Origin of the sequence: Amycolatopsis thailandensis (assembly GCF_042723255.1) — a bacterium.
Lineage (GTDB): Bacteria > Actinomycetota > Actinomycetes > Mycobacteriales > Pseudonocardiaceae > Amycolatopsis > Amycolatopsis thailandensis.
The window spans coordinates 58,395-77,572 of sequence record NZ_JBHXJK010000026.1 but is presented as its reverse complement, the minus strand read 5'-3'; the positions used below and the strand labels follow the sequence as shown (position 1 = coordinate 77,572).

Sequence of the window (19,178 nt, the reverse complement as noted above, 5' to 3'; positions counted from 1 at the left end):
CTCGAAGGACATTACGAATTCTGCCGAAATACGTGCAACCGAAGTGGCCGTTCACTGGGACCGCACCGTAATCGCACGAGCACGTCACGCCGCGGCCACCCGCAGGCCAGGTTGGGGCCGCTCAGCTCGCGCGCCGGGACTCCGGCACCCGCGGCGGCCACGCCGTCGAGTCCAGCAGGCCGGTGGCGAAGGCCCGCGAAACCAGTTCGACCCGGTTGCGCGCCTTGAACTTCCGCTGGAGCCGGGCGACGTGGTAGTCGATCCCCTGGCGGCTGAGGTAGAACTTGTCGGCCATCTCCAGGCTGGACAGGCCGCTGGCGATCCCCTGGAGGATCTTCGCCTCGATGTCGGAGACCGAGCTCAGCTGCTCGGCGCGGGCGGGGCCCGTCTCGGGAAGCATGGTCAGCAGGATCGCCGCACCCGGCGCCCGCATCCGGCCCGCCACAATGGTCAGCCTGTCGGCGCCGCCGGAGCCGAGCCCGGTGACGCTACCGCGGAACCGCTGCTCCCAGCCTTCGGCGACCCGGTTCAGCCGGTCGCGCAGATGGTCCGGACCAGCGGTGACGAGCTCGGGGAACGATTCGCCGAGCACGTCGGCGGGACGGCGACCGAGAAGACGGTAGAAGGCGGCGTTGCCACCGCCGAGCCGCAGTCCGGCGCTGAGCGCCGCCAGCGGCATGTCGGCGACTTCCACGAATTCACTGATGATTCCTGGTCGTGCGGTACGACCCGCGTCGAAAGCTCGCTTGCCGATCGGGGAAATCGTTCGGATGCCGGCCATGGAAAGCCCCCTTCTGCCTGAGCCAAATGTGTCCACCAAAGCCGTCCCTGCCCAAGACTCGGCAAACACTACGAACCGGCTGTCGACGGGGTCAACGAATTCCGGAGCAGTTCGTGGCCACCGAACCCACCGTGCGGACAGGCCGTACCGAAGGTTCGGTATCGGGGTATCGGCAGGAGAATCCTCAGCTCAGCGGCCGATTCGGTAACCGAACCTCCACCGCGGGCCCACACCACGAGGACCGAAAGGCGAATTCCGCGTGAAGAACCTCTCGCGTTTTCGCTCAGTCAAGATAGCACCGAATCCGCCGATGCTTAACATTGATTTAAGGTAGATCTCGGCGGCCGCGCGAACGGCGTGACCGGTCATCGGTACACGCCCCGCCCGCCTATCGATCGATCGAATCGTGAGCGACGGCCCGAACGATCGCCCGACCGGAATCGTACCGTCTATTGTGGACGCTCGAAAGTGACAAGGCCGCCCCGGGTGTTTCACCCCAGGGCGGCCCTGCTCGGAATCAGACGGTTTCGCGCGTGGTCACCGCGTCCTTTTCCGCGGCCAGCGCGGTGCAGGTGCGCACCCACAGCTCCCAGCCCGCCAGCGCCTGGCTGCAGTTCCAACCGGTCCAGCGTCCCGCCTGCGCGCCCTCGTTGCCGGCGCGGTTGCAGGAGGTTTTGCTGCTCCAGCCCTCACTCACCTTGCGATACGGCGTGCAGGAAGCCGCCGCGACGTCACCCGACGCGCCGGCCGCGCACGGTTCCGCGGTGCTCGCCATCGCCGAGCCCGCGGTGAGCACGGAGCCCGCCAACGTCGCCGCGAGAACGGCACCACGGAGCACAAAGCGCTTGTCCATTGAGTTTTCCTTACCGCGAGCAAGACCCCGGGACCACTCTGGCCGATCCCCCGGCGAAGATCAACCTGGTTGCCGGCGGCCGGGCAGCGAGGAGGTACATGAAGGCCCCCTTGCTTGCGCTAGACGCAATGAAGGGGGCCTTCATGTACCTCACAAGGCGCGAAGGCGCAGCCGCCGTAACGGCTGATGCATGCGGTGCGAAACGTGGCGATCACCGATTCCCAGCTCATGGGCACGGTTGCGCATGCGTGCATCCCAACGGTGCACTCGTCGTTACGCCAACCGGAAGGAAGACCATGTCGGTCACCGACGAACTCCTGGCCAACAACGCCGACTACGCCGCGCGCTTTTCCGGACCACTCCCCTTGCCGCCCGCCAAACACGTCGCCGTGCTCGCCTGTATGGACGCCCGCATCAACGTCTACGGCGTCCTCGGCCTGCAAGAAGGCGAAGCGCACGTCATCCGCAACGCGGGCGGCGTCGTCACCGAAGACGAGATCCGTTCCCTCGCGATCAGCCAGCGGCTGCTCGGCACGCGGGAAATCATCCTCATCCACCACACCGACTGCGGAATGCTGACCTTCACCGACGACGGCTTCAAGGAATCCATCCGGCAGGACGTCGGCGTCAAGCCGCCCTGGGCCGCCGAAGCGTTCAGCGATCTCGACGAGGACGTCCGTCAGTCGATCGAACGCATCAGGAACAGCCCGTTCATCCCCGAGAAGGATTCCGTCCGCGGCTTCGTCTTCGACGTGGCCACCGGGAAACTGAACGAGGTCACTCCCCGATGACCTGCTCCACCTTGCGCTGCAATTTGTTCATCCCGCCGAGCCAGCGGTCGGTCTGCGTGGCCCGCGCGGCGTAATAGTCCGCCACCTCGGGATGCGGCAGCACCAGGAAGCGTCCGGCGGCGATGGCCTCGAACAACGCGTCGGCGACCTGCTCCGGCTGGATCGCCGACGCGCCCATCAGCAGTTCGCCCGCGGGTCCGGTGTTCTCCAGCATCGCCGTCCGCACGCCTTGCGGGCAGATCGCCTGCACGGTGATCCCGCGGTGCCGGTACGTCGCCGACAGCCATTCGGCGAAGGCGAGCGCACCGTGTTTGGTCACCGAGTACGACGCCGAGCCGAGGCTGGTCAGCAAGCCCGCCGCCGACACCGTCGAAATGAAGTGCCCGCGACCGCGTTCGAGCCACGCCGGCAGCAACAGCCTCGACGCCCGCACGTGCGCCATCACGTTGACGTCCCAGATCCGCGCCCAGTCCTCCTCAGGCGCGTCCACGCCGCCCATCGGCGCGATCCCGGCGTTGGCGCAGAAGACGTCGATCTCGCCGAGGGTTTCGCGAGCGGCCGCGATCAGCGACGCGACACCCGCTTCGCTCGCGGCGTCACCGGCCACGGCGGTCCCGCCGATCTCCTTAGCGACTTCGGCCGCTGCGTCCCCGTTCAGGTCGCCGACGACCACCCGTGCACCCTCGGCGGCGAACCGGCGGGCGAGGACGGCACCGATGCCGCCCCCGCCGCCGGTGACGACGACACCGGCCCCGGAGAACGATGCGGTCACAGGCCACCCGCCAGCGTCACGCCGCCGTCGAGGACGACCGTCTGCCCGGTGATCCAGCCCGACTCCTCCGAAAGCAGGAACGACACCGCGCCCGCGATGTCCGCCGGGACGCCGAGCCGCTTCATCGGGTACGACTCCGACACCTCTTCTTCGCGGCCTTCGTACAGCGCGGTCGCGAACTTGGTCTTGACCACGGCCGGCGCGACGGCGTTCACCCGGATCTTCGGGCCCAGCTCGAAGCCGAGTTCCTTGGTGAGCCGGATCAGCGCGGCCTTGCTGACGCCGTACATGCCGATCCCGGGCGACGCGCCGAGCCCGGCGATGGACGCGACGTTCACCACCGCGCCGCCGTGCTCCCCCATCCACGCGTCCCGCGCCCGGCGGGTCCACGAAAGCGGCGCGAGCACGTTGACGGCGAAGATCTTCGCGGCGGCACCGGGGTCGATGTCCAGGGTCGGCCCGAACACCGGGTTGATGCCGGTGTTGTTGACCAGCATGTCGAGGCGGCCGAAGGTCTCGATCGTCTTGGCGACGGCCTCGTCCTGGTGCTCGGCGTCGTCGGCCTTGCCGGGGACGGCGATCGCGACCGCCTCGCCACCCAGTTCGGCCACGGCCTCGGCCAGCGGCTCCGGCTTGCGCGCGGTGATGCACACCTTCGCCCCGCGCTCGACCAGGTCCTTGGCGATCCCGAGGCCGATACCCCGGCTCGCGCCGGTGACGATCGCGACGCGATCCTTGAACGAGTTCACTCTTCGATCTCCTCTGTGTTCACCAACGAGTGTTCACCCACGAGCGCAGTCACTAAGCGAGCGCTCACTTACAATGGGAAGGTCCGAAGGTGGTGTCAAGCCCACCATCGGCGTACGAGCGTCTGGGAGGATCTGCGGATGACCATGTCGCTGTCGGCCGAACTGTGGCCCGATGTCCAGCCGGAGACGGCACGCCGACTGATGCTGGCCGGGGTCGAGTCGTTCGCTCAGCGCGGCTATCACGCGACCACGACCCGGGACATCGCCTCGGCGGCCGGCATGAGCCCCGCCGCGCTGTACGTCCACTTCCCGTCCAAGGCCGCGCTGCTGTTCGCGATCTCGAAGTACGGCCACGAGCAGACACTCTCCCTGGTCGAGAGCGTCGTCGCACGCGAGACCGACCCGGTCGAGCGGATCCGGCTGCTGGTCGAGGACTTCGTGGCCTGGCACGCGCGGCGGCACACCGTGGCCCGCGTGGTGCAGTACGAACTGCACGCGCTGCCGGACGAGGAGTTCGAGATCGTCGCGAAACTGCGCCGCCGCATCGAGCAGGTCGTGCGCGAGGTCATCACCGAAGGCTCGCGGGTGGGCGTCTTCACCGTCGGCGACCCGCACACCGCCGCCCGCGCCGTACTCTCGCTCGGCGTCGACGTCTCCCGCTGGTACAGCGACCGCGCCCGCCAGACCCCGAAGAAGCTGGGCCAGGAGTACAGCGAGCTGGTGCTGCGCATGCTCGGCACGAAACTCTCCTGACCAGTACTGATCGACCTCCGTCGGCGCTACCGCCACCAGAGTGACATACCAACTGGTCGGTATCGAGAATTACCCGTTGAGACGTTGACCACATACTAAGCGGTTGTTAACTTGCCCGGACCGCACCGCCGCAGCAGCGCCGAGCGAAGGGCACACCGATGGCCGAGAGCGCACCGAACGTCCCCGGAACAGCATCTGAACCGACGATCACCGTGACCCAGCGCCGCAGGGCCGCCACCGCCGCGGCACTCGCGTCATCGGTCGAGTGGTACGACTACTTCGTCTTCGGGATCGCGGCCGCCCTGGTGTTCGGGAAGACCTTCTTCCCCACCACCAACGCCGCGGCCGGCGTCCTCGCCTCGTTCGCCACCTTCGCGGTCGGGTTCCTCGCCCGGCCGCTCGGCGGGATCATCGCGGGCAGCCTCGGCGACAAACGCGGCCGGAAACCCGTGCTGGTGCTGGCGATCGCGGTGATGGGCGTGGCGACCACGCTGATCGGCGTGCTTCCCACCTACGACACGATCGGCATCGCCGCACCGATCCTCCTGGTGCTGCTGCGACTCGTACAGGGTGTCGCGGTCGGCGCGCAGTGGGGTGGCGCGATGCTGCTCGCCACCGAGTACGCGCCGCCCGGCAAACGCGGGCTCTACGGCAGCCTCGTCCAGCTCGGCGTCCCGATCGGCGTGGTGCTGGCGAACACCGTGTTCCTGATCGCCGCGCAGGTCGCCCCGCCGTCGGATTTCCTCACCTGGGCGTGGCGGATCCCGTTCCTGGTCGGCATCCTCGTGCTCGGGCTGGCCTGGTACATGCACGTCAAGATCGACGAGACGCCGGAATACCGTCGTGCGGAAGCGAAACTCTCCGCCGAGGAACGCGGCCGCGCCAAGTCGCCGCTGCGCGACGTCCTGCGCCACCACAAAGGCACCGTCCTGCTGGCAGGCGGTTCGTTCATGGTCAACACCGCCACCTTCTACATCCTGCTCAACGGCGTCCTCGACTACGCCACCCGTCACCTGGGCATGTCACGGACCACCGTGCTCGTCGCGACCCTGCTGATCAGCACGCTGCAGCTGGCGATCATCCCGCTGTCGGCGAAACTGTCCGACCGGATCGGCAGGCTCAAGATCTACACCTTCGGCGCGGCGGGCGTCGCGCTCTGGGCGATCCCGATGTTCCTGCTGATCGACACGGCTTCGCTGCCACTGTTCGTGGTCGCCTCGTTCGTCGGGTCGCTGTTCCTCGGCATCATGTACGGCCCGCAGGCGGCACTGTTCGCGGAGCTGTTCACCGCCGAGATGCGCTACACCGGCGCGTCTCTCGGCTACCAGATCAGCGCGGTCGTCGGCGGCGGGCTCGCGCCGTTCATCATGGTGCTGCTGCTGGAATCCACCGGGACCTCGATGTCGGTCTCGCTCTACATCATCGTGCTGGCACTGATCTCGCTCGGCTCGATCGGCCTGCTGGCCAAACGCGCCAAACGCGCCGCACAGTCCACTTCGGACTCACTCGACCGCTCGCGCGAAGCGGTCGGCGACCAGCCTTAGCCGATCCTTGACCTCGTCCGGTGCCTCCTCCACCACGAAGTCGACGTCCCAATGGGCGAGGTAGTAGGGCATCACGGAAAGGTCGTTGGAGCCGACCCTGACCCGGCAGGTGCGCTCGTCGATGGCTTCGATCGTCCCGACGGTCGGCGCCACGTGCTCGGCGAGCGCTTCCGCCGAGGCGTGCACCCGCAGCACCAGCTGGTACGGATACGGCGACGACGTGATCCCGCGGGAAACGTAGGCTGCGAGGTCTTCGGCGGGCGGTTCCCTCGGTGTGAAGCGGAAACTGGTGTCCGGGACGCCGTCGATCCGGTCGAGGCGGAAGGTCCGCCAAGCGTCGCGGTCGAGGTCGAACGCGACGAGGTACCAGCGACGTCCGGTGTGCACCAGGCGCAGCGGCTCGACGCGGCGCTCGCTGAGGTCGCCGTTGTAGCCGCTGTAGCCGAACCGGAGCCGCTGATGGTCGCGGCACGCGGACGCGATGACCGTCAGCGTCTCCGCGTCGATGATCGGGCCGGCGCCGCCGAGCGGGATCATCGCGGTGTTCAGCGCCGCGACCCGGTGCCGCAGCCGGGCGGGCAGCACCTGCTCCAGTTTCGTGAGCGCGCGGACCGAGGTCTCCTCGATCCCCGAGACCGTCCCGTTCGCGGCCGTGCGGAGCCCGACGGCGACCGCGACGGCCTCGTCGTCGTCCAGCAGCAGCGGCGGCAGCGCGGCCCCCGCACCGAGCCGGTAGCCGCCCGCGACGCCGGGGGTGGCGTGCACCGGGTAGCCCAATTCCCGCAGCCGCTCGACGTCGCGCCGGACCGTGCGGACGTCCACCTGAAGCCGGTCCGCCAGGTCCGCGCCCGGCCAGTCACGCCGCGCCTGGAGCAGGGAGAGCAGCCTCAGCAGCCGTGCCGACGTGCCCGTGGTCATCGGTTCGCTCGCTTCATGGGGACGAGTGTGGCAGAGATCGAGGACAGTTCCGGTCCGCATTGTGCTCGTGAGTGGCTAGGACGGTTAGAACCGTCCTAGCCACTCACGAGGCCGTAAGGTGACTCGCGTGATCGATCCCGCGCATCTGCTGTCCGTCGCCCGCGAAGAGGCCGAACTCGGCAAGGCCGAGGGCGGGGTCCCGATCGGTGCCGCGCTCTTCGACACCGACGGCGTCCTGCTCGGCCGCGGCCACAACCGCCGCGTCCAGGACGGCGACCCGTCGATGCACGCCGAGACCTCGGCGTTCCGGAACGCGGGCAGGCGGCCGCACTACCGGGACACCATCATGGTCACCACCCTCTCCCCCTGCTGGTACTGCAGCGGGCTGGTACGCCAGTTCGGCATCGGCCGGGTGATCATCGGCGAGGCCGCCACGTTCGAGGGCGGGCACGGCTGGCTCGAGGAGCACGGTGTCGAGATCACCCTGCTCGACGACCCGGCGTGCACCGCGCTGATGACCGGGTTCGTCCGGGATCATCCGGAGCTGTGGTTCGAGGACATCGGGGTCCCGGCCGAGGGCACGACCTAGGGCTCCTCGGTCTCGAAGACGACGGTCCGGTTGCGCCCGGCCGCCTTGGCCGCGCGCAGCGCCTGATCCGCCGCGCCGACGAGCCTGTCGAGCGTCTCGCCGCCGGCGGGATGCGACGAGACCCCGATCGAGACGGTCGCCCCGGCGAACGTCCCACCCAGTGAGACGAACGTCGACGCTATCCGCTGCCGGATCCGTTCGGCGATCGCGTGCGCGTCGAACCTGCTCGTGCCGGGCAGCAGGACGACGAATTCCTCGCCGCCGAACCGGCCGACCAGGTCCGCCGCCCGGACCTCCGCGCGCAAAGTGTCCGCCACTGCGCGAAGGACGTCGTCACCGACGTGCCTGCCGTGCCGGTCGTTGAGCCGGGCGAAATGGTCGAGGTCCAGCATCAGCAGCGAAAGATCGGCGCCACGGCCGCGCAGCAGATCGAATTGGGTGCGCGCACCGTCCATCCAGGACGACGCCGTCAGCAGGCCGGTCCCGGCGTCCGTATCCGCGTGACCGCGCAAAGCCCGCATCGTCCCGGCCCGGTGCAGCACCACGAGCGCCCCGGCGAGTACCACGGTGACGAGCGGCCAGTCCACCGCCGACCACGCGAGCAGCAATCCGAACGCGACCATCGCCGCGTCGAAAGCGAATCCCGACGGCTCGGCCCCGAATTCCGCCGCCGGCGCGGCCAACGCGGCGTCGACGGACAAGAAAACCAGCCCGGTCGCGAAAACCAGGGCGAAACTTTCGAAATCCCTTGTCGCGTCGGCGAACGGCGGCGCACCCAGCAGTACCGGGAGGATCGAGGCACCCAGCGCCGACAACATGGTCGCGGATGCCGCGAACACCTGGCGATGCGGGATTCCACGCCGGATCCGGAACCAGCGGTATCCCGCCGAAGCGACGACGAGGACCGCGGCCGGCGCGGGCGGCAACAGCAACGCGCCCGCGAAGATCCAGGCGGAGTCGAGTCCGGCACCGAGCCGGGTGTCGGCGCGGGACCGCTCGACGGTCCGCGAAAGCTCGGAACTGAGGATCATTCCGGCCAGCAGAGCGGAAAACGGGAGCAAGGACGACGGCGCGGGCGGCCGCAACACGAAGAGATAGGCAGTGGCGGCGAAGGCGGCGGCGTCGACGAGGAGCAGGTACCCGATGAGGCCCCGCCTGGGTAGTTCCCACAGGCTCCAGGACCCCAGCAGTCGACGTGGCGCGGCGAGCCGGTCTCTCCGGCCGCGGCTTCCGGTCGCCATCAGGGAGTCCCCCACCATTTCGGCAAAGTAGCCGGTTCCGGCGGTGGTGTCGATCCTCTTTCCGGGTCATGACCCCCCTACTAAGGTCGGTCGTTTCCGCCCGGAATCCTGGTGAATTCTTGACAGTCCTCAATGGTCTAGTCCACTGTGAGTGAGCACACAGTGACCTCCCGGTTGATACGCCGCGTCAAGACGGAGGTGCTCCACACCTGCGCGCCTCACCGCGCGCGTACCAGTTGGAGGACCTATGAAATCCCTACGACGCTGGGCAACACTGGCCACCACCGTCGGCGCCGCTCTCGCCACGGCCGTCGGCCTCGCCCCCGTCGCCTCGGCGGCCCCGGACGCGGTGCTCGCCTCGCCGTATCTGTACCAGTGGTCGGGACAGACGGACCCGATCGCCGCGATGAACGCCACCGGGGTCAAGGCCTTCACCCTCGCGTTCATCCTCTCCGACGGCGGCTGCAACCCGAAATGGGACGGCAGCCGTTCGCTCACCGGCTCCGACGCCACGATGATCAACAACATCCGGGCCAAGGGCGGCGACGTCATCCCGTCGTTCGGCGGCTGGTCCGGCACGAAGCTCGGCCCGAAGTGCTCCACCCCCGCGGCACTCGCCGGGGCGTACCAGAAGGTCATCGACGCCTACAAACTCAAGGCGATCGACCTCGACATCGAGAACACCGACGAATTCGAGAACTACACCGTCCAGGACCGGATCCTGAACGCCATCAAGATCACGAAGCAGAAGAACCCCGGCCTGCGCGTGGTCATCACCATCCCGACCGAGGTCGGCGGCCCCAACGCCACCGGAAAGCGGCTGATCAACCAGTCGAAGGTGCTCGGCGCGGGCGTCGACGCGTGGTCGGTCATGCCGTTCGACTTCTCCAGCGGCGGTGACATGGCCGGCAAGACCCGCAGTGCGGTGGACGGGCTGAAGAACGTCGTGAAGTCCACCTTCGGCCTGAGCGACGACGCGGCGTACCGGCGCAGCGGGCTCTCGTCGATGAACGGGAAGACCGACGTGGCGGGCGAGACCGTCAGCGTCGCCGACTTCCGCGCGATCCGCGACTACGCGGCGAGCAAACATCTCGCCCGGCTGTCGTTCTGGGCGGTGAACCGCGACTGCAACAACTGCGCGGGGATCTCGCAGGGCAAGTACGACTACACCAAGATCGTGGCGGGTTACACCGGCTGACTTCCGTTCCCCACCGGTGTCAGCGCTTCGCGAATCCTCCTTTCGCGGAGTACGTGAAGGCCTCCTTCCCTACTCTCAAGGTAGGGAAGGAGGCCTTCACGGCTTACCGGCCCGAAGCCTCAGCGACCGCAGTCCGGTTTGGTGTCCAGCGGCCGTCCCCGCGACCACACGAGGTCGACCGGATGCACCGAACCGTCCGCGTCGATGGACAGTATCGGCAGCGCCTTGTCGAGCTGGTTCCCCGTCACCTGGTCGAACGCGACGAACCCGGTGGCACCGGGCACCGCGGAGTTGCAGTCGATGGTGCGCACCATGTCAGGCATCGAGACCGGATCCGCCGACACGTTCCGCGTCGCGGCCTCGACCGCCGCCGCGACGGCGTCGTGTTCGATCATCGCGGCGCCGTCCCACAGCTCCCCCTTGGGAAAACCGTGGGTGCCGGTGAATTCGGCGACGAAGTTGTCGTAGTTCTTCTTGTACGTCGGATAGGCCGGATCGGCGGTGAACATATCCCACTGGTCGGGATAGGCCAGCGCCGTGTAGCGAAGGCGGACACCGATGTCCTTGTTCAGTTCCAAGGGGTTCCCGGCGAGCGTGCTCGCGTCGTCACCGGTCATCACGGTCAGGGAATCGAGCCCTTCGCAAGCGCCGTCGCCCGCCAACGCCGCCACGAGGGCGCCGAGATCGAGCCCGCGGCCCGCGAAGTAGATCAGGTCGGGTTTCGCTCCGCAGATGTCGTTGTGCCAGCTCCTGAACAGCCCCCGCAGATACGCCTCACGTGAGGTGTCGGCGAGCGGTTTGGGGGTGTAGGCCTTGGTGAAGAGCACCGGCACCTTCGACGAGCTCTTGAAAGCCTCGGCGAGCGTGGTCGCGTAGGTGTCCTCCTTGCTGTTGCCCTGGATCATCATCACCCGCTGGAAACCGTGCGTGGCGATGTACCCGGCCGCGGCGCGGGCCTCGTCGGTGTTGGTCGGGCCCACCCGGAAGAAGTTCTCGGTCCGCGCGCCCTTCAGATCGGTGTTCATGTTGTCCGCGGTGACCGTCGCGCCGATCGTGGCGATGCCGCGCGCGGACAGTTCGGCCACCAGGGCCCGGCTGTTCTCCGAACTGACGCCGACATCGGTGACCGCCACGACCCGCTGGGCGGCGGCCGCGGCGATGATCTCGTCGGCGACGACGCGCCAATGGTCGGCATTGCTCCCGTAGTTGGCCAGCAGCAGCTTGAACCCCGCGGGCCCGTTCTTCGGCCAAGCGGCGGTGATCGCACCCTGGACCTCGCGCTGCACGAACGGGAACGGCTGGCTGTCGACCTTCCGATCGGGCGTCAGGTTCTCCAGCACCACGATGGTCCTGAAGTTGTCGCCCGCCGCGTCGTTGCGGCCCTTGACGAGCTTTTCGAGCGGGCCGAGCGGATCGTCTTCCCGCATCGGGCCGGAGTCGAGGTTCAGTCCGACGCACACGTACGACGAGCCGACCGAATCCTCGTCCGCGTCCACCGCGTGCAACCCCGCGCCGCAGGACTCCCAGGGTCTGATGCCGGTCAGCGCGGCGGCCGCCAGCAGGACCACGACGACGATCAGCAGCGCCCGATGGCGGCGCGCCCAGCCGCGGGGCCGCACCGGCGGGCCGGTCGCCGCGCGATCACGGGCCTCGGACATACGTGTTCTCAACGAATCGAGCCAGGACATGACGGGTTTCCGTTCAGGTTCAGGGGAATTCGCCGCGACGGGCGGCTTCTTTTGCCGAGACGAGAGCGCCGACGTCGGGCTGGTGCGACGTCGTGGCCAGCGCGGCGAAGGCGTTCGCGATCACCTGGTGCTGGGCCTGCCCGCGGACGGCGAAGGGACTGGCGGTCAGCCGGCCCGCCGCGATGAGCCGGGCGACGTTGTTCCGGATCTCGGAACGGCCGGTGGGACACCACGCGTTGTCCAGGTTCACCAGTTCGTCGTACAGCTCCGCGTGGTCCCGTTCGGGCGGCAGGTCGTCCGGCGCGTTCAGGACCAGCTCGAGTTTCGCGATCCATTCCGCGTGCGGGATCCGGTTGAACTCGCGCTCGAAGAAGGTGACCACCTCACCGATGTCGCCCAGCGCGAGATTGCAGTAGGCCAGGCGCACCGGGTCCTGCGCGGTGTCCGGATCGTCGCGCAGGGCCGTGAACTGGTCGGTGTAGGTCGGCCCGTCACCGTGTCCCCGCCGGGCGAGCGCGGACACCAGATTCGCGGCGATCCACGGATGCAGGGCGGCCTGGTCCTCGGTGGTGCCCGCCGAGTTCCTCGCCGTCACCCACAACGAGGTGCGGAGCTCGGTCAGGATCCGCCCGACGTGCGGCTGGTCGATCCGGCTCTGCGCGGCGTCCGGGATCAGCCAGGGCGCGGTCGCGAACGGGGCCGCGGTCACGAAGTCGTCGAGCTGGACGTCGTCGAGGTGCTCGGTCAACCCGAGCCCGGTGAGCCTGCGGTAGCAGGGATCCTGCCCGCCACGAGGGTCGGTGGTGAGCAGGTCGCGGTCGCCCTCGCGCACATCGCTCGCCCGCAGGCGTTCCGCGAGTTGCTCGACCGCCGACGGCAGTCCGCCGGTCGCCCGGTGCGCGAGCGTGACCTTCGGGGTCCGCGCGCCGGAATCGAGGACGCGCGCGATGCGCCCGATCGGCTGGGGCGAGATCCGGACGGGGTAGTAGGGCGAATCGAGCGCGCCGTTGCCCGGGTTCGCCCAGTCGTCGTAGGAGGCCTCCTCACAGTCCACCATCGACCGGACGGCGGGCGGGGCGCCGGACGTGGGTTTCCACGGCGCCAGCCAGGCGGTGCCCCACTCGTCGTGCCAACGACCGCTGGTCGCGATGACCAGCAGCGCGTCGTGGGCGTCGCGATCGTTCGGATGCTGGACGGCGTAGCGTTCCCGCGCGGCGACCAGGTCGGCGAGGAACTCGGTCCCGCCGGCGTGGTCGACGTCGTCGAGGACCACCACCCAGTTGTGCCAGTGCCTGCGCTGCTGCGAGACATCGCAGGCGCAGGGGCTTTTCTCCTCCGGTCTGGCCAGCCGTGGATGGCTCTCCCGGACGTCGCCGAGGAAGGCCGCCATCAGCCATTCGGTGACCGCCTTGCCGTCACGGGCGCTGCCGTGGGCGAGCCGGTTGAGTTCGAGCAGCGCGTCGAACGGGGACCGCCCCTCCGCGTTGGGGAAGTCGGCCAGCGACCGCAGCGCCTTTCCGAGCCTCGGCCGGATGTTCCGGACCAGATGCGGGAACGACTGACGGAACAGATCCGCGTACGGAGGTTCGACGAGACCGGTCGCCTTCGCCGTTTCGGTCAGCGTGTCGAGCGCTTTGTCGAGCGCCGGCGTCCAGATGATTCCGTGAAAGCTGTTGATCAGCGACCTCAGTTGCGCCAGATCCTCGTCACGATTTCGGCCGGGTAGCTCCGCCTGGACCGCGATCAACGCAATGGCGAAGCGAACGAACTGCGGTTTCGGCCGATTTCGCCATTTACTCGACAATCCGTAGGCCAGTTTTGTGAGCACGTCGATCGTGCCCGCTCTGCCGCCTTGCCCGAAATCGAATCCGGCGTGCACCACACCCCAGCCCAGGTCGCGACGGATCGCTTCCAGTGCCGTGGTCTTCCCCGAACCCACCGGTCCGAGCAGCAGCGTCACCGGCTGTCGACGGGACGGATTCCCCGTCTCGCGGTTGATCAGCATTCTCCGGGCGAGCTGCACCGCGGGAGAATGTCGGTCCACACTCATTGTTCCTGTTCAGCCCCTAGCTGTGCTCCGGGAGGGAATGGAGAGTGCGAACCATCGTAGGTACCCGGCCGAGCCCGAGGGTCAGGAATAATGACACCAGACACGAAAGGACGAAATCTGGTGTGAATCGTAATTTTCGTTCGACGGTGAGCGATACCGTCGATCACCCGATCGGCGCTACCCGCCCCATTGCGGGCGGCGGCCGCCACCGGGATATCCGCCGTAATACCAGTCGTAGTACCAATCGTGGTCACGGTGACCGGCACGCGGATCGGGCCGTTCACCAGGTGTCGGCGTCGGCGTGGGGGACGGCGTTTCCGAGCCGTGCAGCGACGCGGTCATCGGCGGCGGGGGTGCGACACTGCCGCCCGGCGGTCCCGACGGGACGGGCGGTGGCATAGCGTCATCCGGGACCTCGATCGCCTGCGGGGCGATGGTCAGCGACGGCGGCGGAAGCGGCATCCCAGGGGTGACTTCGGCCGGGTCCGCCGGGGTGAGCAGTACGGCGAGCAGGCCACCGACGACGACGCCACCGGCCGAAAGCGCCGAAATCCGCCAGAGCCTCCCGCTACCGGGGACGACGGCGATCGGAGCCCGGTGCTTCGGCCCGCGCGGTCCCGGGCGACGCGGTACGGCTCCGGCCGCCCGCATCAACTCGCTCAGGGCGTCCCCACCGGCTTCACGGCGAGCCGTCCGTGCCATCGGCACCTCCAAACCCCGGTCCGCCGATCGACGCGGCGGCCTCAACCCGGGGTGGATCCTAGGAACGCGGGAGGCGCTTGTAAACGGCCGTCGTCCACTACGGACAGACGGTGCGGCGAAAGGTCGCGCGGCAGCGGTGACCGCGATCGCGTGTCGTCCGTTCCATCACGCGTGTCGTCCATCCGATCACACGTGCCGTCCGTCGGATCACGGGTGATCGCCATGATGCGCACGTACTCGGACGGCGCGGATACGTGACTGGAGAGACGACACACGTGATCAGCCGGACAACACGCGTGACTGGGCGGACGACTCGTGGGTGGGTCAGGCTGCGGCGGTGACCGCGATCGCGGCCTCGCCCGCCTCGGTCAGCTCGGCGGGCACCCGGCCGGTCACCGCGGAGAGCCCGGTGGACCCGGCGGGACGGATGTAGCCGCCGTGGGCCAGGGCGTGCGCGGTCATCTGGTCGCAACAGGCGAACCCGTCGATGAAGAGGTCGGGCTCGCAGCTGCACGACATCTCGGCACGGCGGGCCGCGACCGCTCGCAGCATCGCCATCGCTCGATGGGACAGTTCGACCTCTGAACCGGACACCGGACTGGACCTCTCTCGATCAGCTACCCGAATCAGCAGCACTTACACCGTGTTATCGGCCGCTGCTCCATCAGTGTTAACAAGATCTCAGACGTTCTCGGGATTATCCAGGTTCCGTTCGATCTTCTGGCTTTTTGCCACTGCCAGTGTGGGCTCCAGGACCCGCGCCCACTGGGCGACGATCTGCTTGCGGCGCTTCGTGTCGTCGGTCAGCAGATTCGCCAGGCCCAGGCCGCGGGCAAGATCGAGAGTGGCCTGGACCAGCTCGCGGACACCGGGGTGCGACTCGTCGACGCCGAGCAGTTCGACGGTCACTCGGTGTGCCTCCCGGCCGACCCGGGCTTCCAGCGGCACGAGGGTCGCGCGCAGGGCTTCATCGGTCGACGCCGCGACCCACAGATGGAGCGCGGCGCGGAACATCGGCCCGCTGTAGAGGTTGAGCACCATGTCGACGGCCCGTTCGATCCTGGACCGCCCGGACGGCAGCTCGGCCGCGCGGGCGCGCAGTTCCACGATCTGGATCTCGCCGACGTGCTCGACCGCGGCCGCGACCAGGTCCTCCCTGGTCGGGAAGTGGTGCTGGGCGGCGCCACGCGAGACCCCGGCGCGTTCGGCGATCACCGCGACTGTGGTCCCGTTCCAGCCCAGCTCCCCGATCGTCTCGACGGCGGCCTCGACCAGCCGCCGCCGAGTCGTCCGGCTTCGCTCCTGCTGTGGTTCGCGGATCATCGCCGCTCTTCGTCGAGCGTGCTCATGGACGCCTCCTCAGTAGGACCTGGGCAGGCCCAGGCTGTGCTGGCCGACGAAGTTGAGCACCATCTCGCGGCTCACCGGCGCGATCCGGCCCAGCCGGACGGCCGTGACCAGCGTGCCCAGCCCGTATTCGCTGGCGAGGCCGTTGCCGCCGTGGGTCTGCACGGCCTGGTCGACGGCGCGGATGGCGACCTCGGCGGCCGCGTACTTCGCCATGTTCGCCGACTCGCCCGCGCCGAAGTCGTCGCCGGAGTCGTAGAGCGACGCCGCCTTCTGCGTCATGAGTTTGGCCAGTTCCAGCTCGATCTTGATCTCGGCCAGCGGATGCGCGAGCCCCTGGTGGGTGCCGATCGGCGCGCCCCACACCTTGCGTTCGTTGGCGTAGGCGACGCCCTTGCCCAGCGCGTACCGCGCGATGCCGAGCGAGAACGACGCGCCCATGATGCGTTCGGGGTTGAGCCCGGCGAACAACTGCGCGATCGCCGCGTCCTCCTCGCCGACCAGCGCGTCGGCGGGCAGGTGGACGTCGTCGAGGAACACGCCGAACTGCTTCTCCGGCGAGACGATGTCCATGTCGATCTGCTGGTACTCGAAGCCGGGCGCGTCGGTCGGGACGATGAACAGCGCGGGCTTGAGCTTGCCGGTCTTCGAATCCTCGGTGCGGCCGACGACCAGGACGGCGTCCGCTTCGTCGACCCCGGAGATGTAGACCTTCCGTCCACTGAGGACCCAATCACCGCCGTCGCGTTTCGCGGTGGTGGTGATCTTGTGCGAGTTCGACCCGGCGTCCGGCTCGGTGATCGCGAAGACCATCCGCCTGCTGCCGTCGGCGATGCCGGGCAGCCAGCGCTTCTTCTGCTCGTCGGTGCCGAACCGCGAGATGACCGTGCCGCAGATCGCCGGCGAGACGACCATGAGCAGCAGCGGGCAGCCCGCCGCGGCGAGTTCTTCCAGCACCGCGGCGAGATCCGCGATGCCCGCTCCCCCGCCGCCGTACTCCTCGGGCAGGTTCACGCCGAGATAGCCCAGCCGTCCGGCCTCGGCCCACAGTTCTTCGGTCTTGAGCCCGGCACGGGCCTGCTTGGCGTAGTACTCGTGCCCGTACTTCTTGCCCAGTTCGGCGACCGCGGCCCGCAGCGCGACGCGCTCCTGCGGCTCGGTGAAGTTCATCGCGTTCATTCGTCGTCTCCTACCACCGCGAGGATCGTGCCCACTTCGACCTGTTGTCCGACCACCACCGGGAGTTCGGTCACGACGCCGTCGGCGGGCGCCGCGATCCGGTGTTCCATCTTCATCGCTTCCAGCCACAGCAGCGGATCGCCGGTCTTCACCGTGTCGCCCGCCTCGACCGCGAGCCGGACGACGGTGCCCGGCATCGGCGCCACGAGCGAACCGGCGGCGAGTGCCGCGTCGGGATCGGTGTACCTCGGCACCACATTCAGTTCGACGGTGCCGTCCGGCGAATCGACGTACACCGCGTCGCCGTACCGGGCGACACCGAACTTCCGCCGCACCCCGGAAACCTCCAGGATCACACTGCCGGACTCGGCCGAAACCAGTTCGACGCCTTCGAATCCGTCCGCGCGCAGACCGTCACGGGTGAGCGTGTAGACGACCTCGATCTCGTCTTCGCCTTGACGAAAACGTTTGCGCTGCCCTTGCGAGCGAACATTCCGCCAGCCGCTCGGCAGCCGTCCCTGCACCTGGGCGCCCGCCCGGTTCACCGCGGCACCCGCCAACGCGGCGGCCAGCGCTGAAATCCGTACAGTGTCCACAGTGGCCAGTGGCCGGGCCAGCGTTTCGAGACCGTGCCGGTCGAAGAACGCCGTATCGGTCTCGCCCGCGAGGAAAGCCTCGTGGCGCAGCACGTTCACCAGCAGGTCGCGGTTGGTCACCACGCCGTGGATCTCGGCGCCGGCCAGCGCCCCTGCCAAGGCCCGTGCAGCGCTCCGGCGGTCCGGGGCGAACGCGATGACCTTGGCGAGCATCGGGTCGTAGTGCACACCGACGGTCTGCCCGCTGACGAAACCGGAGTCGAGCCGGACACCCGGGCCGACTTCGAACTCCCGCTGTGCGGCGGGAAGCTCGAAGCGGTGCAGGGTTCCGCTCTGCGGCTGCCAGCCCGCGGCCGGGTCTTCGGCGTAGAGCCGGACCTCGATCGCGTGGCCTCGCGTCTCCGGCTCGTCGATCGGCAGGTGCTCGCCCTCCGCGATCCGCAGCTGCAGCGAGACGAGGTCGAGTCCGGTCGTGGCCTCGGTGACGGGGTGCTCGACTTGAAGCCGGGTGTTCATCTCCAGGAAGTAGAACCGCCCGTCCGGACCGGCGAGGAACTCGACCGTCCCGGCGCCGACGTAGTCGATCGCCTGCGCGGCCTTGCGCGCGGCCTCGAACAGCGCCTCCCGCATGGTGTCGTCCACGAACGGCGACGGCGCCTCTTCGACGACCTTCTGGTGACGGCGCTGGATCGAGCATTCCCGCTCCCCCACCGCCCACACCGTGCCGTGGGTGTCGGCGAGCACCTGGACCTCGATGTGCCGCCCGGTCTCCAGGTACCGCTCGCAGAACACGGTCGCGTCGCCGAACGCCGACGCGGCCTCCGCGCTCGCCCCTTCGACGGCCTCGGCGAGTTCGCCGAGCGAGCGCACCACGCGCATCCCTCGCCCGCCACCACCGGCGGAAGCCTTGACCAGCAAAGGAAGGTCGGCCTCGGTGACCTCGGCCGGGTCCAATTCGGACAGGATCGGGACACCGGCGTCGGCCATCATCCGCTTGGACTCGACCTTGGAGCCCATGCTCTCGATGGCCTCCGGCGGCGGCCCGACCCAGGTCAGTCCCGCGTCGATCACGGCGCGGGCGAACGCGGCGTTCTCGGACAGGAACCCGTAACCGGGGTGGATCGCGTCGGCGCCGGTCTCGACGGCCGCCTTGATCAGCAGTTCGGCGCGCAGATAGGTGTCGGACGGCGCGTTGCCCGGCAGCCGGACGGCGACGTCCGCCTCGGCGGTGTGCGGCGCGTCGGCGTCCGCGTCGGAGAACACCGCGACCGTGCCGATCCCGGCGTCGCGGCAGGTCCGGAACACGCGGCGGGCGATCTCGCCGCGGTTGGCGACCAGGAGTTTCTCGATCATGCCGCCCCCTCACTGTCCTTACGCGAGATCGCGCGCGTCCGCGATCGGGTCGCCAGGGCGCGACTTCGCCTAGC

18 protein-coding genes are annotated in these 19,178 nt (G+C 68.7%); 5 read left to right on the top strand and 13 right to left on the bottom strand.

Annotation, left to right across the window (positions count from 1 at the left end):
• Positions 1–121 precede the first annotated feature (121 nt).
• Positions 122–781 (bottom strand): helix-turn-helix transcriptional regulator, encoded by a 660-nt coding sequence (locus ACFWMR_RS13305; protein WP_093936892.1) that lies wholly within the window; start codon positions 779–781, stop codon positions 122–124.
• A gap of 517 nt (positions 782–1,298) precedes the next feature.
• Positions 1,299–1,634: a hypothetical protein gene (locus tag ACFWMR_RS13300; RefSeq protein ID WP_093936893.1), complete on the bottom strand. Its 336-nt coding sequence runs from the start codon at positions 1,632–1,634 to the stop codon at positions 1,299–1,301.
• 296 nt (positions 1,635–1,930) lie between these two features.
• On the opposite strand from ACFWMR_RS13300, the gene ACFWMR_RS13295 reads away from it, so the two are divergent.
• Positions 1,931–2,425 carry a beta-class carbonic anhydrase gene (locus ACFWMR_RS13295; protein ID WP_093936894.1) on the top strand — a complete coding sequence of 165 codons (495 nt, stop codon included), beginning with the start codon at positions 1,931–1,933 and terminating at the stop codon, positions 2,423–2,425.
• On the opposite strand, the gene ACFWMR_RS13290 is transcribed toward ACFWMR_RS13295, so the two are convergent.
• The gene (locus ACFWMR_RS13290; protein WP_093936895.1) at positions 2,412–3,197 is read right to left on the bottom strand and encodes an SDR family oxidoreductase; all 786 of its coding nucleotides are present in this window, start codon (positions 3,195–3,197) and stop codon (positions 2,412–2,414) included. The two genes, ACFWMR_RS13295 and ACFWMR_RS13290, sit on opposite strands and share 14 nt — an antisense overlap.
• Positions 3,194–3,946, bottom strand: coding sequence for an SDR family oxidoreductase (locus tag ACFWMR_RS13285; protein ID WP_378378529.1), 753 nt, complete (start codon positions 3,944–3,946; stop codon positions 3,194–3,196). Before ACFWMR_RS13285 ends, ACFWMR_RS13290 begins: the two co-directional genes overlap by 4 nt.
• 138 nt (positions 3,947–4,084) lie before the next feature.
• Between ACFWMR_RS13285 and ACFWMR_RS13280 the strand changes: the two genes are divergently transcribed.
• Positions 4,085–4,699: a TetR/AcrR family transcriptional regulator gene (locus tag ACFWMR_RS13280; protein ID WP_378378528.1), complete on the top strand. Its 615-nt coding sequence runs from the start codon at positions 4,085–4,087 to the stop codon at positions 4,697–4,699.
• A gap of 158 nt (positions 4,700–4,857) precedes the next feature.
• Positions 4,858–6,243, top strand: a complete 1,386-nt coding sequence (locus ACFWMR_RS13275) for an MFS transporter (protein ID WP_378378527.1) — start codon at positions 4,858–4,860, stop codon at positions 6,241–6,243.
• Here ACFWMR_RS13275 and ACFWMR_RS13270 read toward each other — a convergent pair.
• Entirely contained in the window at positions 6,202–7,161 is a 960-nt protein-coding gene (locus ACFWMR_RS13270) for a helix-turn-helix transcriptional regulator (protein WP_378378526.1), read from the bottom strand. The two genes, ACFWMR_RS13275 and ACFWMR_RS13270, sit on opposite strands and share 42 nt — an antisense overlap.
• 118 nt (positions 7,162–7,279) lie before the next feature.
• Here ACFWMR_RS13270 and ACFWMR_RS13265 point away from each other — a divergent pair, with 118 nt between their 5' ends.
• Complete coding sequence (locus ACFWMR_RS13265; protein WP_378378525.1) at positions 7,280–7,750, top strand: nucleoside deaminase; 471 nt, start codon at positions 7,280–7,282, stop codon at positions 7,748–7,750.
• Here the strand turns inward: ACFWMR_RS13265 and ACFWMR_RS13260 are convergent.
• Positions 7,747–9,009, bottom strand: a complete 1,263-nt coding sequence (locus tag ACFWMR_RS13260; RefSeq protein ID WP_244199660.1) for a GGDEF domain-containing protein — start codon at positions 9,007–9,009, stop codon at positions 7,747–7,749. The two genes, ACFWMR_RS13265 and ACFWMR_RS13260, sit on opposite strands and share 4 nt — an antisense overlap.
• A gap of 229 nt (positions 9,010–9,238) precedes the next feature.
• Here ACFWMR_RS13260 and ACFWMR_RS13255 point away from each other — a divergent pair, with 229 nt between their 5' ends.
• On the top strand, positions 9,239–10,189 hold the full coding sequence (locus ACFWMR_RS13255) for a chitinase (protein ID WP_378280226.1): 951 nt from the start codon (positions 9,239–9,241) through the stop codon (positions 10,187–10,189).
• 119 nt (positions 10,190–10,308) lie between these two features.
• On the opposite strand, the gene ACFWMR_RS13250 is transcribed toward ACFWMR_RS13255, so the two are convergent.
• The 7 genes from ACFWMR_RS13250 to ACFWMR_RS13220 form a co-directional block, all read right to left on the bottom strand.
• The gene (locus ACFWMR_RS13250; RefSeq protein WP_378378524.1) at positions 10,309–11,847 is read right to left on the bottom strand and encodes an amino acid ABC transporter substrate-binding protein; all 1,539 of its coding nucleotides are present in this window, start codon (positions 11,845–11,847) and stop codon (positions 10,309–10,311) included.
• 49 nt (positions 11,848–11,896) lie between these two features.
• Positions 11,897–13,900 carry a hypothetical protein gene (locus ACFWMR_RS13245; RefSeq protein ID WP_378378523.1) on the bottom strand — a complete coding sequence of 668 codons (2,004 nt, stop codon included), beginning with the start codon at positions 13,898–13,900 and terminating at the stop codon, positions 11,897–11,899.
• Positions 13,901–14,104: 204 nt separating this feature from the next.
• The gene (locus tag ACFWMR_RS13240; protein ID WP_378378522.1) at positions 14,105–14,629 is read right to left on the bottom strand and encodes a hypothetical protein; all 525 of its coding nucleotides are present in this window, start codon (positions 14,627–14,629) and stop codon (positions 14,105–14,107) included.
• Positions 14,630–14,953: 324 nt separating this feature from the next.
• Entirely contained in the window at positions 14,954–15,223 is a 270-nt protein-coding gene (locus ACFWMR_RS13235; protein WP_093934156.1) for a hypothetical protein, read from the bottom strand.
• An 87-nt stretch (positions 15,224–15,310) separates the two neighbouring features.
• Complete coding sequence (locus ACFWMR_RS13230; protein ID WP_093934155.1) at positions 15,311–15,952, bottom strand: TetR/AcrR family transcriptional regulator; 642 nt, start codon at positions 15,950–15,952, stop codon at positions 15,311–15,313.
• Between the two features lie 36 nt (positions 15,953–15,988).
• Entirely contained in the window at positions 15,989–17,155 is a 1,167-nt protein-coding gene (locus ACFWMR_RS13225; protein WP_378378521.1) for an acyl-CoA dehydrogenase family protein, read from the bottom strand.
• Positions 17,152–19,104 (bottom strand): ATP-binding protein, encoded by a 1,953-nt coding sequence (locus tag ACFWMR_RS13220; protein ID WP_378378520.1) that lies wholly within the window; start codon positions 19,102–19,104, stop codon positions 17,152–17,154. The genes ACFWMR_RS13225 and ACFWMR_RS13220 overlap by 4 nt, the downstream gene beginning before the upstream one ends.
• Between the last annotated feature and the right edge of the window lie 74 nt (positions 19,105–19,178).

Coding starts and splice junctions, on each gene's coding strand:
- ACFWMR_RS13305 (WP_093936892.1), bottom strand. CDS start 781: ATGGCCGGCATCCGAACGATTTCCCCGATCGGCAAGCGAGCTTTCGAC.
- ACFWMR_RS13300 (WP_093936893.1), bottom strand. CDS start 1,634: ATGGACAAGCGCTTTGTGCTCCGTGGTGCCGTTCTCGCGGCGACGTTG.
- ACFWMR_RS13295 (WP_093936894.1), top strand. CDS start 1,931: ATGTCGGTCACCGACGAACTCCTGGCCAACAACGCCGACTACGCCGCG.
- ACFWMR_RS13280 (WP_378378528.1), top strand. CDS start 4,085: ATGACCATGTCGCTGTCGGCCGAACTGTGGCCCGATGTCCAGCCGGAG.
- ACFWMR_RS13275 (WP_378378527.1), top strand. CDS start 4,858: ATGGCCGAGAGCGCACCGAACGTCCCCGGAACAGCATCTGAACCGACG.
- ACFWMR_RS13270 (WP_378378526.1), bottom strand. CDS start 7,161: ATGACCACGGGCACGTCGGCACGGCTGCTGAGGCTGCTCTCCCTGCTC.
- ACFWMR_RS13260 (WP_244199660.1), bottom strand. CDS start 9,009: ATGGTGGGGGACTCCCTGATGGCGACCGGAAGCCGCGGCCGGAGAGAC.
- ACFWMR_RS13255 (WP_378280226.1), top strand. CDS start 9,239: ATGAAATCCCTACGACGCTGGGCAACACTGGCCACCACCGTCGGCGCC.
- ACFWMR_RS13250 (WP_378378524.1), bottom strand. CDS start 11,847: ATGTCCGAGGCCCGTGATCGCGCGGCGACCGGCCCGCCGGTGCGGCCC.
- ACFWMR_RS13240 (WP_378378522.1), bottom strand. CDS start 14,629: ATGGCACGGACGGCTCGCCGTGAAGCCGGTGGGGACGCCCTGAGCGAG.
- ACFWMR_RS13230 (WP_093934155.1), bottom strand. CDS start 15,952: ATGATCCGCGAACCACAGCAGGAGCGAAGCCGGACGACTCGGCGGCGG.
- ACFWMR_RS13225 (WP_378378521.1), bottom strand. CDS start 17,155: ATGAACGCGATGAACTTCACCGAGCCGCAGGAGCGCGTCGCGCTGCGG.
- ACFWMR_RS13220 (WP_378378520.1), bottom strand. CDS start 19,104: ATGATCGAGAAACTCCTGGTCGCCAACCGCGGCGAGATCGCCCGCCGC.